At 65.0% G+C, this 15,689-nt stretch carries 11 protein-coding genes and 2 tRNA genes; 5 read left to right on the plus strand and 8 right to left on the minus strand.

Features of this window, described 5'->3' with window-relative positions:
* Positions 1–23: 23 nt before the first annotated feature.
* Genes ACFB49_RS09130 through ACFB49_RS09150 form a run of 5 tightly spaced genes read left to right on the plus strand, consistent with a single transcriptional unit; the run spans position 24 to position 7,286 of the window.
* Positions 24–2,252, plus strand: a complete 2,229-nt coding sequence (locus ACFB49_RS09130; RefSeq protein ID WP_380878690.1) for a TonB-dependent receptor — start codon at positions 24–26, stop codon at positions 2,250–2,252.
* 3 nt (positions 2,253–2,255) lie between these two features.
* Positions 2,256–3,326, plus strand: a complete 1,071-nt coding sequence (locus ACFB49_RS09135) for a DUF1611 domain-containing protein (RefSeq protein ID WP_380878692.1) — start codon at positions 2,256–2,258, stop codon at positions 3,324–3,326.
* On the plus strand, positions 3,323–4,453 hold the full coding sequence (locus tag ACFB49_RS09140) for a hypothetical protein (protein ID WP_380878694.1): 1,131 nt from the start codon (positions 3,323–3,325) through the stop codon (positions 4,451–4,453). Before ACFB49_RS09135 ends, ACFB49_RS09140 begins: the two co-directional genes overlap by 4 nt.
* Positions 4,450–6,015 (plus strand): serine hydrolase, encoded by a 1,566-nt coding sequence (locus tag ACFB49_RS09145; protein ID WP_380878696.1) that lies wholly within the window; start codon positions 4,450–4,452, stop codon positions 6,013–6,015. The genes ACFB49_RS09140 and ACFB49_RS09145 overlap by 4 nt, the downstream gene beginning before the upstream one ends.
* Positions 6,012–7,286, plus strand: a complete 1,275-nt coding sequence (locus ACFB49_RS09150; protein WP_380878698.1) for a dipeptidase — start codon at positions 6,012–6,014, stop codon at positions 7,284–7,286. Before ACFB49_RS09145 ends, ACFB49_RS09150 begins: the two co-directional genes overlap by 4 nt.
* Positions 7,287–7,486: 200 nt before the next feature.
* On the opposite strand, the gene ACFB49_RS09155 is transcribed toward ACFB49_RS09150, so the two are convergent.
* From ACFB49_RS09155 to mrdA, 8 genes are all read right to left on the minus strand, one after another.
* A complete protein-coding gene (locus tag ACFB49_RS09155; RefSeq protein WP_380878700.1) occupies positions 7,487–8,293 on the minus strand; it encodes a ferredoxin--NADP reductase in 807 nt (268 codons plus the stop codon).
* Complete coding sequence (locus ACFB49_RS09160) at positions 8,290–8,739, minus strand: hypothetical protein (protein ID WP_380878702.1); 450 nt, start codon at positions 8,737–8,739, stop codon at positions 8,290–8,292. The genes ACFB49_RS09155 and ACFB49_RS09160 overlap by 4 nt, the downstream gene beginning before the upstream one ends.
* Positions 8,740–8,745: 6 nt before the next feature.
* The gene (locus ACFB49_RS09165) at positions 8,746–9,744 is read right to left on the minus strand and encodes a DUF6607 family protein (protein ID WP_380878704.1); all 999 of its coding nucleotides are present in this window, start codon (positions 9,742–9,744) and stop codon (positions 8,746–8,748) included.
* A gap of 22 nt (positions 9,745–9,766) precedes the next feature.
* On the minus strand, positions 9,767–12,034 hold the full coding sequence (locus ACFB49_RS09170) for a TonB-dependent hemoglobin/transferrin/lactoferrin family receptor (protein WP_380878706.1): 2,268 nt from the start codon (positions 12,032–12,034) through the stop codon (positions 9,767–9,769).
* Between the two features lie 250 nt (positions 12,035–12,284).
* Positions 12,285–12,360, minus strand: a tRNA-Lys gene (locus ACFB49_RS09175).
* Between the two features lie 31 nt (positions 12,361–12,391).
* Positions 12,392–12,467: transfer RNA gene (locus ACFB49_RS09180), tRNA-Lys, on the minus strand.
* Positions 12,468–12,550: 83 nt separating this feature from the next.
* The gene (rodA, locus tag ACFB49_RS09185; protein ID WP_380878708.1) at positions 12,551–13,651 is read right to left on the minus strand and encodes a rod shape-determining protein RodA; all 1,101 of its coding nucleotides are present in this window, start codon (positions 13,649–13,651) and stop codon (positions 12,551–12,553) included.
* Positions 13,651–15,639, minus strand: coding sequence for a penicillin-binding protein 2 (gene mrdA, locus ACFB49_RS09190; protein WP_380879903.1), 1,989 nt, complete (start codon positions 15,637–15,639; stop codon positions 13,651–13,653). The genes rodA and mrdA overlap by 1 nt, the downstream gene beginning before the upstream one ends.
* Positions 15,640–15,689 lie beyond the last annotated feature (50 nt).

Below are 15,689 nucleotides of genomic sequence, written 5' to 3' on the forward strand. Positions count from 1 at the left end.
GGGCCCGAAGAAGGGGGACTGAGATGAATAGGATCCGCGCGACATTGGGTGTGTCGACCGCCATGGTGCTGGCGCTGGTCAGCGCGCCGGCACTGGCCGAGGAGACGGCGGACGCCGGATCTGAAGTCATCGTCGTCACCGCGCAGAAGCGCGAACAGACGCTGGTCGACGTGCCGCAGTCCATCTCGGTCGTCAGCGGTGATACGCTCGAAACGCATCAGGCCAACAGTTTCAGCGATTATCTGAAACTCGTTCCCGGCCTTCAGCTTACGCAGAGCACGCCGGGCCAGGGCCGGCTCGTGCTGCGTGGCCTCAACACCGGCGGCGTCGCCTCCACCGTCGGCGTCTATCTGGATGAAATGCCCTTCGGCTCCAGCAGCGGCCTTGCCAATGGCGCAATCCTCGCCGGTGACTTCGACACGTTCGACATCGCCCGGATCGAGGTGCTGCGCGGCCCGCAGGGCACGATCTACGGCGCCAGCTCGCTCAGCGGCGTCGTAAAATATGTCACCAACGTGCCCCAGACCGACGCACTCGAAATCCGGGGCCGCGCCGGCGTAGAGGCCGTGGACGGCGGCGACACCTCCTATTTCGGCAACGCGGTCGTCAACGTGCCGATCAGCGATGTCCTCGCCTTCCGCGCCTCGGGCAGCTACCGCAAGGATGGCGGTTTCATCGATTCCATCGGCACCGCCGGATCGGACGTCGAGAAGAACATCAATGGCGTCGAAAATTATGGCGGCCGGGCATCATTGCTGTTCACGCCGAACGAAACGGTCACTGTTCGCCTCAGCGCCATTCTCCAGAACATCAATTCCGATGCGCCAAGCGTCGTCGAGGCAGATCCCACGACGCTGAAGCCGCTTTATGGTGGCCTCACTCTGTCGCAATTCGTGCAGCCGACCTCCAAGGTCAAATATCGGCTCTACAATGGCGCCGCCAATTTCGATCTGGGCTTCGCCAACCTCACTTCGTCGACCAGCTACAGCACCCAGGAACAGTCGTTCCACGATGACCTTACCGTCAATCTCAGCGGGCTGATCGAGGCGATCTTCGGCACGCCGAACGAATTATTCCTCGATCAGACGACGCGAGTCGAAAAGTTCACGCAGGAACTGCGCCTGGCATCCAATGAGTCCGAAACATTCGAATGGCTGGTCGGCGGCTATTACACGCATGAGGATGGTTCGATCGACCAGGCCTATGTCGCCGTCACCCCCGGCACGCTGGACGAGATCACCACCCTGCCCCTACTGGCTCAGGTCAACCTCGCATCCAAATATGAGGAAATCGCGGCCTTCGCCAATGCGACGATCCACCTTGGCGAGCAGTTCGACGTCGATCTCGGCGGTCGTTACAGCCACAACAGCCAGAAAGCACGTCAGGTGGGCGATGGCGCGCTCGCCGGCGGCCCGCAGGAATTCGGCGTGAAGTCGTCCGAAGACGTCTTCACTTACTCGATCGCGCCGAAATTCAAGTTCGACGATCGCATGTCGCTCTATGCGCGGCTTGCCAAGGGCTTCCGCCCCGGCGGGCCGAACGTCCTGCCGCCCGCGGCCCCTCCAGGTACGCCGGGCACCTATGATTCCGATTCCGTGCTCAGCTACGAAGCCGGCTTCAAGGCGCAGACCGACGACAACCGCTTCAGCATTGATCTGGCCGCCTTCTATCTCGACTGGAAGGACATCCAGTTGTTCGCCGTCGTCAACGGCTTCGGCGTCAACACCAATGCCGGCAAGGCCAAGAGCCAGGGCCTCGAATTCACCGCCACCATGCGCCCCACCGATGGTTTGGACGTGTCGGTCAACGGTGCCTACACCAAGACGCGACTGAAGGATGATGCCGATCCGATCGTGGGCGGCCGCGACGGTGATCGCCTGCCTTATGTGCCGACCTACAGCATCGGCGCGAACGCGGATTACAGCTGGTCGCTGTCTGACACGACGACGGCCTATCTCGGCGGATCGCTGCGCTTCCTGTCGGATCAGTCGGGCGCGTTCGACGGCACCTATCGGGAAGCAACCGGCCACCAGCGGATCATCCCGTCCTACACGGTCATCGATCTGCGCGCCGGGGTCGATTTCGGCAAATTCTCGGTCGATGCCTATGTCAAGAATCTCGGCAATAGCCACGGCATCACATCGACGGCGGCGCTCACCGCCAACGGCTTCAACGTCTATCCCAACGGCGCGATGGGCACGGGCATCATCCGCCCGCGTACGATCGGCCTGTCCCTCACCGCGGAATATTGATCCATGTCTCGTTCTGGTGTCGTTACGGCTTTGCGGAGGGATACGGATTTGACCGGAAATGGCGATCACGCCTTGCCGCAGCCCTATCTCCTGTTCCTGGGCGATACGGTTGAGGCCGGCTTTGCCAAGACAGCGTTTGGGCTGCGCGATTGGGCCGGCGATATGTGCGTCGGCGAATATGCGCTGCCCGGCGCCAGGGTCTCGACCGGCCTGCCGCCGCTCACTCCGGCGGAAGCGCAGCAGAAGGGCGCCCGCGCACTGGTGATCGGCGTCGCCAATACCGGCGGCGTCATCCCACCGCATTGGGTCAGCGCCTTGGTGGAGGCGCTGGAAGCGGGGCTCGACATCATCAGCGGCATGCACGCGAAGCTCGGCGATCTGCCAGGACTCGCCAGCACCGCCGATCGGCTCGGCCGGCGCCTCATCGACGTCCGCACGCCGCCCCCCGGCATCAAGGTCGCGACCGGCGCCAAGCGCAGCGGCAAGCGGCTGCTGACGGTCGGCACGGATTGCGCGCTCGGCAAGAAATATACCGCCCTCTCCATCGTCCGCGGCCTCCAAACCCGCGGCGTGGATGCCGATTTTCGAGCGACGGGACAGACCGGCATCATGATTGCCGGCGGCGGCATTCCGATGGATGCGGTGGTGGCGGATTTCGTGGCCGGCGCGGCGGAAATGCTCAGCCCCGATGCCGCCCCCGATCATTGGGACATCATCGAAGGGCAAGGCTCACTCTTCCACCCCGCCTATGCCGGCGTGACATTGGGCCTGCTCCACGGCAGCCAGCCGGATCTGTTCGTCGTCTGCCATGAACCGGGTCGCACCGACATGCTGGGCACCGCAGGCTACAAACTGCCCTCGATCGAGGAAGTAATCGAGCGAACGGTGGCGATGGGCCGCCTCACCAACCCCGCCATCCGCTGCGTCGGCATCAGCCTCAACACCTCGGCATTGAGCTCCGCGGAGGCCGAGGCGGTGATCGCCGAAACCACCGCGCGGCTGGCCCTGCCTGCGGCCGATCCAGTTCGCGGCGGCAAGAGCTTCGATCGCCTGCTCGACGCCTGCCTGGCATGATAAGCGCGGAAGGAAGCGCCCGGCCGTCCTGGTTCCAGCGCTTCCTGCTGCCCGGCTTCGCTTTCAAGGCGGTGATCATCGGCGGCGGCTATGCCACGGGCCGCGAGCTTGCGGAATTCTTCCTGCCCAGCGGCCCGTGGGGCGGGCTGGCGGCGATGCTGCTCGCCACCCTGATCTGGAGCCTCGTCGCCACCCTCACCTTCCTGTTAGCCCGCGCGACCGGCGCGCGTGACTATCGCAGCTTCTTCTCCGCCCTGCTCGGACGCGGCTGGGTGGTGTTCGAGGTCGCCTATATCCTCTTCATCATCCTGATCCTCGCTGTGTTCGGCGCGGCAGCGGGGGCGATCGCGCAGGCCGCGTTCGGCCTACCGCCGATCATCGGCACGCTCGCGCTGATGGCGGGCATCGCCGGCTTCGCGACCTTCGGCAACGCGTCGGTGGAGACGCTGTTCAAATGGGTCTCCTTCCTGCTCTACGGAGTGTATGCGGTCTTCCTGGTCCTCGCGCTGACCAATTTCGGTGATCGCATCGCCGCCGGCTTCGCACAGTCGCTGCCCACAAACGGATGGGCGACTGGCGGCATCACTTATGCGAGCTATAACATCATCGGCGCGGTGGTGATCCTGCCCGTCGTCCGCCACTTCACCAGCGATCGTGATGCGGTGATCGCCGGCCTTATCGCCGGGCCGCTGGCGATGATTCCCGCGATCATCTTCTTCGCCTGCATGATCGCCTTCTATCCCGCCATCGCCGCGGAGACACTGCCGTCCGATTATCTGCTCGGCCAGCTCGGCAATCCTCTCTTCCACTTCATCTTCCAGCTCATGATCTTTTGCGCCTTGCTGGAAAGCGGCACCGGCGCGGTCCACGCGATCAACGAACGCATCGCCAAGGCATGGCACATCCGCCGCGGCGCCGTGCTCGGCAACCCCGCCCGGCTCGCCATCGCGCTCGCTTTGCTGGTGCTGTGCATGATGCTGGCCGAACGCTTCGGCCTCGTTGCCCTTATCGCCAATGGCTATCGCGCCTTGGCCTACATCTTCCTCGGCATCTACGTGCTGCCCCTGCTGACGCTCGGCGTCGCCAGGCTATGGCGTGGCCGCCAGCCATCACCGGAGATTATATGAAGAAGCTGGTCCTCGCATTCGCGCTGGCCTCGACCCCGCTTGCCGCCGCCCCGCCCGCCGATTTCGACGCGCGGGTGGAGGCGCTGCGCAAGCAGGTCGGCGTGCCGGGTATAGCGATCTCGATCGTCGAAAATGGTCAGACGGTGCTGGCCAAGGGCTATGGCGAGAAGAAGCTCGGGTCGAACGATCCGGTAACGCCCGACACGATATTCCCGACCGGATCGACCGGCAAGGCCGTCACCGTCGCGGCGCTCGCCACGCTCGTCGATCAGGGCAAGATCGGCTGGGACGACAAGGTGATCGATCGCCTGCCCGGCTTCCAGATGTATGATCCCTGGGTCACGCGCGAGATGACGATCCGCGATCTGCTGGTCCACCGCAGCGGCCTCGGCCTCGGTGCAGGCGACCTGATGTTCGTGCCGCGCAGCCATCTTTCGCGCGCGGAGGCGGTGAAGCGACTCCGCTACATCAAGCCCGCGACCAGTTTCCGCAGCGGCTATGCCTATGACAATATCCTCTACATGGTCGCCGGCCAGCTCATCGAATCCGTGACCGGCCAGACCTGGGAAGCTTATGTCGCGGAGCATGTCTTCAAGCCCGCGGGCATGTTGGCCTCCACCACCGACGAGAAGCGCTTCGCTACGCCAGACCGCGCCTTCCCCCATGCGCGGATGAGCAGCGGCCTGCGCGGCGCCGGCAATCAGGAACCGCTCAACGAACGTGACGAACTCGCCCGCAACGCCGCCCCCGCGGGCGGCCTTGCGGTCAGCGCCAACGACATGGCGAAGTGGCTCAATCTCCAGCTCGCCAAGGGCAAGCTTCCCGGCGGCGGCCAGCTCTTCAGCGCGACGCAGGCGACCGAGATGTGGACGCCGGTCGTGCTGCAGCCGGTCTCGCCGATGCCCGCAAGCCTGAAACTCACCGAGCCGATGTTCAACACCTATGCGCTCGGCTGGGACATCCAGGATTATCGCGGCGCCAAGCTCGTTTCCCATGGCGGCGCGGTGTTCGGCTTCCAGACCGTCGTCGCGCTGCTACCGGAAAAGAATGTCGGCTTCGCGATCGAGATCAACAGCGAGGATGGCGAGATCATCCTCGGGCTGATGCACGAACTGCTCGATCATTATCTCGGCTACCCGTCGAACGACTGGCCGGCTAAGTTCATCGAATACAAGAAAGGCCGCATCGCCAAGGGGCTCGAATTGGCCAAGGCGAAGGCCGGGAAGCCCGCCGGCGTCGGCCCGTCACTCCCGCTAGCCCGCTATGTCGGCACCTTCAACGATGCCTGGTATGGCAATGTCCAGGTCACCCAGGACAAGGCGGGCGCCCTTGCGATCGATTTCAAGTCGACGCCGCGCATGGGTGGCAAGCTCGAACATTTCCAATATGATACCTTCATCACCCGGTTCGACGACAAGACGATCGAACCGGCTTATGTGACGTTCGGGCTGGACGCGGAGGGCAAGGTGGAACGGGTGACGATGAAGGCCGCTTCGCCGCTCGCCGATTTCAGCTACGACTATCATGATCTGCTGTTCACCCCGATAAAGGACGCCAAGTGAAGTCTTCCACGTTCGGTTTCCACGCGGCCGTCCTCACTCTTCTCGCCAGCACCGCCGCGGCGCCCGCCGCAGCGCCCGGCGACGCGGCCCTCGCCGCGCGGGTGGCGAAGGTGCTGGCGGCGAGCCCGGTGATCGACGGGCATAATGATCTGCCGTCCGAAATCCGCGACCGGTTCGACAGCGACGTACTGCGCGCCGATCTCCGCAAGGACGCCACCACCCTACCCCGGAAACCCGGCGAAAATCCGCTGATGACGGACATTCCCCGCGCCCGCGCGGGCCATCTCGGCGGCCAGTTCTGGTCGGTCTGGGTGCCCAACAAAGACCCCAATGCGATGAAGCTGGCGATCGAGGAGATCGACATCATCAAACGCATGGCCGCCGCTTATCCCGATGCGTTCGAAATGGCCTACACCGCCGATGATATCGTCCGCATCCAGAAGAAGGGCCGCATCGCATCGCTGATCGGCATGGAGGGCGGCGACCAGATCGATGGCTCGCTGGCCGCGCTCCGGCAATTCTATGCGCTCGGCGCCCGCTATCTTACGCTGACGCACGCCACCAACACCAAGCTCGCCGATTCCGCCACCGATACGCCGGTCTACAACGGCCTCAGTCCCCTCGGTCGCGAAGCGGTCAAGGAAATGAACCGGCTGGGCATGGCGATCGACCTCAGCCACGTCTCGCCCGCCACGATGAAGCAGGTGCTCGAACTCAGCCGCGCACCGGTGATCTTCTCCCATTCGGGTGCGCGCGCCCTCATCGATCATCCGCGCGACGTGCCCGATGACGTGCTCGCCCTCGTCGCCCGCAACCGCGGCATCGTCATGGTCAATTTCTATCCGGGCTATGTTTCGCAGGCGCGGGCCAAATGGGATGCCGATCGCGCGGCAGAGCAGACGCGCTACAACGCCCCGCCGTTCGGTGGCCTCTATATCGGCCAGCCCGAACGCGCGAAGGAAGCGATGGCGGCGTGGGAGGCGGCGAACCCGCGCCCCAAGGTAACGGTGGCAATGGTCGCCGACCATATCGACCATATCGCCAAGGTGGCGGGCAAGGATGCCGTCGGCCTCGGCTCCGATTTTGACGGTATCCCGGATACGCCCGAAGGCCTCGACGGCGTCCACAAATATCCCGCCCTGTTCGTCGAGCTCGCACGCCGCGGCTGGAGCGATGCCGATCTCGCCAAGCTGTCCGGCGGCAATCTGCTCCGTGTCCTGCGCGAGATCGAGCAGGTGGCAAAGCAGGAGACTTCGAAAAAGGCCGGATAAAAATAGGGCCCGACCGGTTTCCCGATCGGGCCCCAAGATAGAAGCCTGGCTACGCCAGAACTCCTCGGGTCGCAGCGCCATAATAACCGACGTCGCCGAGTCCGCCCACCCGCGCCGCTACATGCTGGTCGCGGCGAATGTCGTTTTTGTCGCTGAACCGGCTCTTTTCGAGATGCCAAAACGGCAAATCGCGTAAAAATCTATCCTACGAAGGCCCGTTCGATCACGAAATGGCCCGGTTTCGCGTTGGAGCCCTCCGAAAATCCCAGCCGCTCCAGTTCCGCCGCAAGCTCGCGGATCATCGCCATGCTACCACACAGCATCACCCGATCGAGCTCGGGGTCGAGCTTGCGCGGGCCGGTGAGCCCTTCGAACAGCCGGCCATTCTCGATCAGCGCCGGAATACGCCCGCTCGTGTGGAACGGCTCCCGGGTCACACTCGGTAGATAGCTGAACTGGACGAGCGCCTGGTCCTGCACCAGCGGATCATCGGCCAACTGGCTTTCCAGCGCATCGCGGAACGCAAGGTCGCTGACATGGCGCACCGAATGGGCCAGCAGGATCTGGCCGAAGCGATCATAGATGTCGGGATCGCGCGCCACGCTCAGGAAGGGCGCGAGGCCCGTGCCCGTAGATAGCAGGAACAGCCGGCTCCCTGGCAGCAGCGCGTCCGCCACCAATGTCCCCGTCGGCTTGCGCCCCAGGAAGATATGGTCGCCCGGCTGGATCAATTGCAGCCGCGATGTCAGTGGCCCGTCCGGCACCTTGATCGACAGGAATTCCAGCTCGTCGGCATAAGCAGGGCTGGCGATCGAATAGGCACGCAGCAGTGGCCGCCCGTCGCCCGGCAGACCGATCATCACGAATTCGCCAGATCGGAAGCGGAAGCTGGCCGGGCGGCTGATCGTGAAGCTGAACAGATGCGCGTTCCAGTGGCGAACCGAATGCACCTCCTCCACTGAAAGCGCGGCAGACGGCGCCACCAGCTCGGTTTTGCGATCGCTCATGACGATGCTCCTCCTTGGGGATGATTCATGTCGACCGGCACCCTATCGAGCGCCGTCAGCTTCGGCGCGCAGGCCATCATCGCGGTCGCCACCGGCACCACGATCTCGTCGGCGATCAGCAGTTCCAGCGTGGCGCACACCCGGCCTTCGTCGCCGCCCGCCCCCTCCGCCCACAGCTCCAGCAGCACCGCCTCATGCTCGGCGATCGTCGCGCATTGCAGCGGCGCCAGCGCCAGTTTCTCCAGCGCATCGCGGTTGAGCAGCGCCATCGCCATGTGGAAATCGGGCAAGGCGGCCAGCACGCCCATGCGGGCAAAGGCCGGCGTCAGTGCGCCGGGCGGGCAGCGGCCCTGTCCCAGCGCATAGACCCACGCCCGCATCGCCCACAGGGTGAAGCGGGCGCCATTGCTCAGCCGCGTGACGGGCTGGTCGACGAAGCGATACATCGCGCCTCAGCTCGTCGTGACCTGGGCGATGATCGCCTTGGCCTTGGCGATCGCCTGCGCGCTCGTCAGCTTGCCGGTCCGGATATCGTCGGCAAAGGCCATCAGCCGTTCGCCCGAAGCAGATCCGGTCTCCGCCACCTCGGCAACCGACACGCCATTACCTTTGGCGATCGCCGCATCCCAGGCGGTCCGCACTGCCGCCCAATAGTCCTTGGTCGCCGCCCAATAATCGTCGGCCGCCTTGATGTCGTAATCGCTCGCCTTGACGTAGCTGTTGAGCACCGATTCCTGGACGAACGGCACCATCTTGCCGCCGCTCACGCCGCCTTCGGGGCCCATCTTGATATTGTCCTGCCAGTGGATCCAGCCGGCGGGCGACGGGGAGTGTCGGTTGATCGCGAGATAGCGATCATAGGGCGGCGTGCGGACGGCATCGCGGCGGGCGAGCGGCCGCCAGGTCCAGTTGCTCCGCCAGCGGCGCACGCCGCCCTCGTCGGTCCACTGGCCCCAGCCGCCATAGCGGGGGCTGTCGTCGGTCTGCCACACGGTCTGCGACCAGCGGCCCTTGCGCATCCGCTCGGGCACCTCTTCCAGCTTCCACTTGCCCTCACCGGCATAGACCAGCACCGATTCCGGCTCATAGGTCCAGTCCTGCCGCCAATGCTTGATGACCATCGATTTGCCCTTGTCGTCGGTGACGACGAGCAGGTGCTGCAGCACGATCCGGCGCGGGCTGTCCTCGACCACGCGGACGCTTTCATGCCCGCCGGAAACCTTGGGTGCGATCGGCGTATAGTCGGCGCGCCATGGGGTCGTCTCGCGGAAGTCGAAGGTCACCTTATAATCGCCGGCCATGGCGAGGATCGCGGCGCGGTCGGCCGTCAGCGAAGCGGACTCGTCCGCCGCGGCGCGGGTGGCGACGGGGCCGTCCGCCCAGGCCGGCGTGAAGGGCAAGGCGGTTGCGATGGTGGCAGCAAGCAGGCTGTTGCGCAGGAAGCGGTTCATCACTTTTCTCTCTTCCGATCGATCAGAAACGGGCCGTGAGCGAGACGCTCGCGTTGCGGCCGGGCTGGGTATAGGCATCGGTGACGGCCAGGTTCGCCGGCGTCGCGGCAAGGCCGCGGACATCGCTCCACCAGGCATATTTGGTGTCGAAAATGTTGAAGACGCCGGCGCGCAGCGTGAACATCTGGTTGATCTGCACGAACGCCGTCGCATCCAGAGTGGTGAAGCCCTCGGGCCGGTAGCAGGAAGGCGTGCACAGCCCTTCGGTGCGGCTCGCTTCCTTGCCGGCCGAATGGGTCGCGATCAGTTGCCCGCCGAAGCGCCCGGCGCGATCGCGATAGCCGATCCCTGCCACCAGCTTCAGCGGGTCGATGCTGAGCAAGGGCGTCTTGGTCGTGCCGTCATTGACGTCGCCGGTGGCGTAGGAAATCGCGACCGTGCCGGTGATACCGATCGCGGTCCTTCCCTCCAGCTTGCCCTCGATACCCTTGATCTTCACCCGGTCGAGATTGACGAACTGGAAGATGATCGGGTCCGCGGGCGTGCCGGCGTGCGTGCCCACTTGCTCCTGGCTGATGAAATTCTTGTATTTGCCCCAGAAGCCGGTGACGCTGGCATCCAGCCACTGGCTGCCATAGCGCAAGCCCCCTTCCAGCGTCTCGCTCGTCTCCGGCTTCAGATCCGGGTTGGGGATCGACTTGTAGGCGAAGAACGGCGAGGTCGGGTTCTCGAAGAACTGGTTCACCTGGCTCGGCAGCGGCGCCTTGAAGCCGCGGGCATAGTTGGCGAACAGGCTCGCCCCGCCGCCGATCCGGCCGACCACGCCGATCTTGGGCGAAAGCCGCGATCCATCCTGCTTGGCCGCCGCGAAGTTCGGCAGCAGCGGATCGTCCTTGGGCGAAAGATCGTAATAATCGAAACGCAGCGCCGGGAAGACGGAAATCGCGCCGTCCGCCAGCGTGATCTCGTCCGCCACGAAGACACCCGCCAGCGTGTAATCGGTGACGGGGAAGGCGCGGCTCGGGAAGGTATCGGGCGCCGTCGGCACGGTGCCGTCGCGCAGCCCCTTCTGCCGCGTCACCGAAATGTCCGCGCCATAGACAAGCTTGTGGCCGATCGATCCCGTCTCGAAATCGCTCCGCGCCTCTGCGCTCGCGCCAATCACCCGGTTCTGGAAGATGTTGAGGCGGGTGCGATCGGCTGCGGTGTTGCGGTCCTCCGCCGTGAACTGCCGGCTCTCACTGTCCTGATACCAGAGCGCGATCTGCGCCGAGTCTATCGCGCCGCTGCCCTGATAGCGCCAGTCGAACGACACGCGCGTCCGCTCGGTGCTGTCCGCCGCGGTCAGGCCGATCACGGCGGTGGCCGGCAACACGCCCGAAGCCGGGGTCGGCGTGATCCCGCTCAGCACATTCGTATCGACATGATCGTTCAGATAATCGACCGTCAGGCGCAGGCGGTGCGCATCGTTGGGTGTCCAGACGATCTTGCCCAGCAGCGCATCGGACTTGGTATCCTGCGGATTGGCCTTGGTCCGGGTCGCGTTGGCGGCGTCGTTGGTGCCCTGATTTTCCAGCTCATGGCCGTCACGGCGCGTGTAGGCCGCCAGGATCGACCATGCGCCCGATTGCCCGGCGACGATGCCGGTCTCGGTGAACTGATCGGTCGCGCTGTCATAGGCCCCACGCGCCAAGGCGGTGAAGTCGCCCTGCCCGTTCAGCAGGTCCGCCGGATCGCTGGTCGTGAAGCTTACCGCGCCGGCCAAGCCGTCGCTGCCATACAGCGCGGACGCCGGCCCGCGCAGTATTTCGACCGATTTGATGAGGCTGAGGTCGACATAATCGCCACGCCCCGCCGCCTGCGCCCCAAAGCTGAAATCGTCGGGAATGCGGATGCCGTCGACCTGGATCAGCACCCGATTGCCCTCGAGCCCGCGGATGTTGAAACCCGCATTGCCGTCGCGCCCCGTCGATCCTTGCGCCGCGCCGAAGCGCGTGGGCGCACGCCGCACGCTCACGCCCGGCTCATAGCGGACGAGATCCTTGATGTCGGCGACGAGATTGTTGGCAATGGTCGTATCGTCGATCACGCTCACCGTCGCCGGCACGTCCAGGATCGAGGTCGGAATGCGGGTCGCCGTCACCGTGATGGTGTTGCGCGCATCGGCATAGAACAGCGGATCGCCATCCTGCGCCTGCGCGGAACCGATCGCCCAAAACGCCGCCAACGGCGCCGTCGCCGCCAGCAAAGCCAGTTTCGCCCGCACGCGGCCCCCGCCTTGCTTGGTCATTTCCTTCACACATATCGAACCGGATCGCGGCATATCGACCTTCATCCCCCGAACAGAGTTTTTGCTAATGCAATAGATTCGCATTAGCTGAACCCGCTAAGGGCAGCCGATCGGAACGTCAACCGGGATTAAGCGCGCGAGATCGCACGCCGCGCTTTCCAGTGGGCGAAAAATCGTGGGGTTGTCGAAAGGCTTGTCGGTCAGCGCGCGACTGCGCAACCGAAGGTTCCGATCAGAATGTCAGGAGGGATGGTGGACGCACTAGGGCTCGAACCTAGGACCCGCTGATTAAGAGTCAGCTGCTCTACCAACTGAGCTATGCGTCCATATCGCGGCTGCTGTGGCCGGTCTTGGTGGTGGTGGACGCACTAGGGCTCGAACCTAGGACCCGCTGATTAAGAGTCAGCTGCTCTACCAACTGAGCTATGCGTCCATGCCATGGGGTTGGTTGCCCCGAAGCGAGGCGCGCCCTTAGCATCGGCCGGCGGCGAATGTAAACCGGCTTTCGCAACTTTTCTATCGGCCGGCCTTTTCCGCGCGGTCGATGGCCATCAGCAGGCCCAGGCACAGCATCACCGTCATCACCGCCGATCCCCCGAACGAGACGAGCGGCAGCGGAATGCCGACCACGGGGGCCAGGCCCATCACCATCGAAAGATTGATCGCGACATAAAAGAAGATCGTCATCGAGAGCCCCGCGGCAGCCAGCCGGCCGAAGCGCGTCCGCGCCCGCATCGCCACGCGCACCGCCCAGTTCACCACCGCCAGATAGGCGATGATGACGAACAGACCGCCCAGCAGCCCCCATTCCTCCGCCATCGTCGCGAAGACGAAGTCGGTATGGCCCTCGGGCAGATAATCGAGGTGGCTCTGCGTGCCGTTGAGGAAGCCCTTGCCGAAGATCCCGCCCGATCCGATCGCGATCTTCGACTGGCTGATATGATACCCCTTGCCGAGCGGGTCCATCTCCGGATCGAGGAAGATCAGCACGCGGTTGCGCTGATAATCATGCAGCGAGAAATAGATCACCGGCAGCGCGGCCAGGAAGGCGAGGCCCGCACCGAGATAGAGGCGCAGCGGCAGGCCGGCGAGGAAGGTCACCACCACCCCGCCCGCCAATATCATCGTCGCGGTGCCGAGGTCGGGCTGGATCAGCACCAGGAAGAATGGCACGCCGATCAGCGCCGCCGCCGGCCATACCGCGCTGAAGCGGCGGATCTCGCCCGCGGGCAGCAGATCGTAGAAGCGCGCGAGCACCAGCACGATGGCCGGTTTCATCAGTTCGGACGGCTGGAGCCTGATGAAGCCCAGGTCCAGCCAGCGCTGGCTCCCCCCGCCGACGAAGCCGAAAATCTCGACGATCACCAGCGCGATCAGGATCACCGTATAGACCGGGAAGACCGCCGCCTTGATCTGCTCCTCGCGCAGCCGCGACAGCAGGACCGCGCCGAAAAGGAAGGCGAAGAAGCGGATGCCCTGCGAAAGCGCCCAGGGCTTCAGGCTACCGCCGGCCGCCGAATAGAGCACGGTCAGGCCGAAGCCGCCGATCGCGATCACCGTCAGGATCAGTTTCCATGGCAGGACGGCCAGCGGTGCCGGAACCAGCGGATCGCGCATCAGTCGGTCTCGACCGGCTCGGTGCCGACCGTTTCATTGCCCCCCGCTGCAACGGGCGCAGCCGCTGCCGCCGTCGCATTGTCCGCGGGGCTCGTCGGCGTCGCAACGGGCGCGGCGGCCGTCGCCGTTGCCGTCGCCGGCCGGTTCTCCGCGGCCCATTCCGCCGCATCGCGCGCCATCCGCGTCTCGATATTGCCGCCCCAGCCCTCTTCCATCTTGGCGAGCGTATCGAGCGCCTTGGCCGGATCGTAGAGATAGGTCAGCACGTCACGCGCGATCGGGGCGGCCACCGCGGAACCGCCGATGCCATGTTCGATCACCACCGCGCAGGCGTAGCGTGGATTTTCCACCGGCGCGAAGCCGATGAACAGCGCATGGTCGCGATATTTCCACGGCACGCCCTCGCCGCCGAACTTGCCGCCGCGCGCGCGTTCGGCTGCGGTGATGTTGCGCACCTGCGCGGTGCCGGTCTTGCCCGCCATCTGCACGTCGGCGAGCGGCAGGCGCGATCGGCCGGCGGTGCCGGGGCCGTTGACCACATCGCTCATCGCCGATCGGATGAAGGCGAGATGTTCGGGGTCGATGTCCAGCGGTTCGCCGGCGTGCAGGCGAGCCCGCGCCAGCAGCCGCGGCATCAGTGACCGGCCCGATGCGATCCGCGCCGACATCACCGCCAGTTGCAGCGGGTTGGACAGCATATAGCCTTGCCCGATCGTGGCGTTCACCGTGTCATAGGTGGCCCAGGCAGTCTTGAAGCGCCGCTGCTTCCACGCGGTATCGGGCACCGTGCCATAACGCTGCGAAGCGACGGGCAGCGCAAACTCCTCGCCCAGCCCCAGATTGCGCATCATCGTCGCGATCGCGTCGATGCCGATGGTCTGCGAATAATGGTAGAAGAAGACGTCGCAGCTCTGGTGGATGGCGCGCCGCATGTCGACATGGCCGTGCCCGCCGCGCTTGTGGCAGTGGAACAGGCGATTACCCAACCGGTAGGCGCCGGTGCAGACCACCGATGCAGCGGGCGACTGGCCCGCGCGCAACAAGGCGAGCGCCACCGCCGGCTTCACCGTCGATCCCGGCGGATACAGGCCCTGCAGCGTCTTGTTGAGCAGCGGCAGATGGTCGTTCGCCCGCAGCATCGAATATTCGGAATGGCTGATGCCGTCTGAAAAGCTGTTGGGGTCGTAGGACGGCATGGACGCCAGGCAGAGCAGGTCGCCGGTATGGCAATCCATCACCACCACCGATCCGCTGTTGGTGCCGATCCGCCGCGCGGCATAGGTCTGCAGGCCCGCATCGACCGACAGCCGCAACGTCCCGCCCGGCTCGTCCGATCGCGTGTCGAGATCGCGGACGATCTTGCCGCGCGCCGTCACCTCGCTCCGCTTGGCCCCCGGCTTGCCGCGCAGCGCCGGCTCCATCACCTTTTCCAGCCCCTCCTTGCCGATCTTGAAGCCGGGGGTGATCAGCAGCGGGTTCTTGTCCTTCTCATAATCCTTGGCGGATGCCGCGCCGACATAGCCGACCAGATGGCCGACCGCTGCGCCCGCCGGATAATAGCGCGTATAGCCGCGCGCCGGCGCCACGCCCGGCAACTCGCTCTGGCGCACGCTGACGGCGGCGAAGCGCTCATAATCGACCTTCTCGGCCACCGGCACCGGGCGGAATCCGGCGGCATCCTTCAGTTCCTCGCGGATACGCGTCACTTCCTCGTCGGGCAGCGCGAGCAGCTTCGCGACCTCCGCGATGACGCGGTCCTCGTCCTCCAGCAGATCGGGAATGATGTCGACGCGGAAATCGGTGCGGTTGATTGCGATCGGCTGGCCCTTGCGATCGATGATCCAGCCGCGCCGCGGAGGGATCAGGATCAGTTGGACGCGATTATCCTCGGCCATCAGCCGATAGCGTTCATTCTCCGCGATCGACAGCCAGGCCATCCGCCCGGCAAGCACCCCGCCCAACGCGAACTGCGCCCCCCCCAGCACCATCGCCCTGCGGGTGAAGGTGAGGAGCTGCTGCTGTTCGGTGACTATCCGGC

This window comes from Sphingomonas sp. DBB INV C78, assembly GCF_042693015.1.
GTDB lineage: Bacteria > Pseudomonadota > Alphaproteobacteria > Sphingomonadales > Sphingomonadaceae > Sphingomonas_E.

Coding starts and splice junctions, on each gene's coding strand:
- ACFB49_RS09130 (WP_380878690.1), top strand. CDS start 24: ATGAATAGGATCCGCGCGACATTGGGTGTGTCGACCGCCATGGTGCTG.
- ACFB49_RS09135 (WP_380878692.1), top strand. CDS start 2,256: ATGTCTCGTTCTGGTGTCGTTACGGCTTTGCGGAGGGATACGGATTTG.
- ACFB49_RS09140 (WP_380878694.1), top strand. CDS start 3,323: ATGATAAGCGCGGAAGGAAGCGCCCGGCCGTCCTGGTTCCAGCGCTTC.
- ACFB49_RS09145 (WP_380878696.1), top strand. CDS start 4,450: ATGAAGAAGCTGGTCCTCGCATTCGCGCTGGCCTCGACCCCGCTTGCC.
- ACFB49_RS09155 (WP_380878700.1), bottom strand. CDS start 8,293: ATGAGCGATCGCAAAACCGAGCTGGTGGCGCCGTCTGCCGCGCTTTCA.
- ACFB49_RS09160 (WP_380878702.1), bottom strand. CDS start 8,739: ATGTATCGCTTCGTCGACCAGCCCGTCACGCGGCTGAGCAATGGCGCC.
- ACFB49_RS09165 (WP_380878704.1), bottom strand. CDS start 9,744: ATGAACCGCTTCCTGCGCAACAGCCTGCTTGCTGCCACCATCGCAACC.
- ACFB49_RS09170 (WP_380878706.1), bottom strand. CDS start 12,034: ATGACCAAGCAAGGCGGGGGCCGCGTGCGGGCGAAACTGGCTTTGCTG.
- rodA (WP_380878708.1), bottom strand. CDS start 13,651: ATGCGCGATCCGCTGGTTCCGGCACCGCTGGCCGTCCTGCCATGGAAA.
- mrdA (WP_380879903.1), bottom strand. CDS start 15,639: ATGGTGCTGGGGGGGGCGCAGTTCGCGTTGGGCGGGGTGCTTGCCGGG.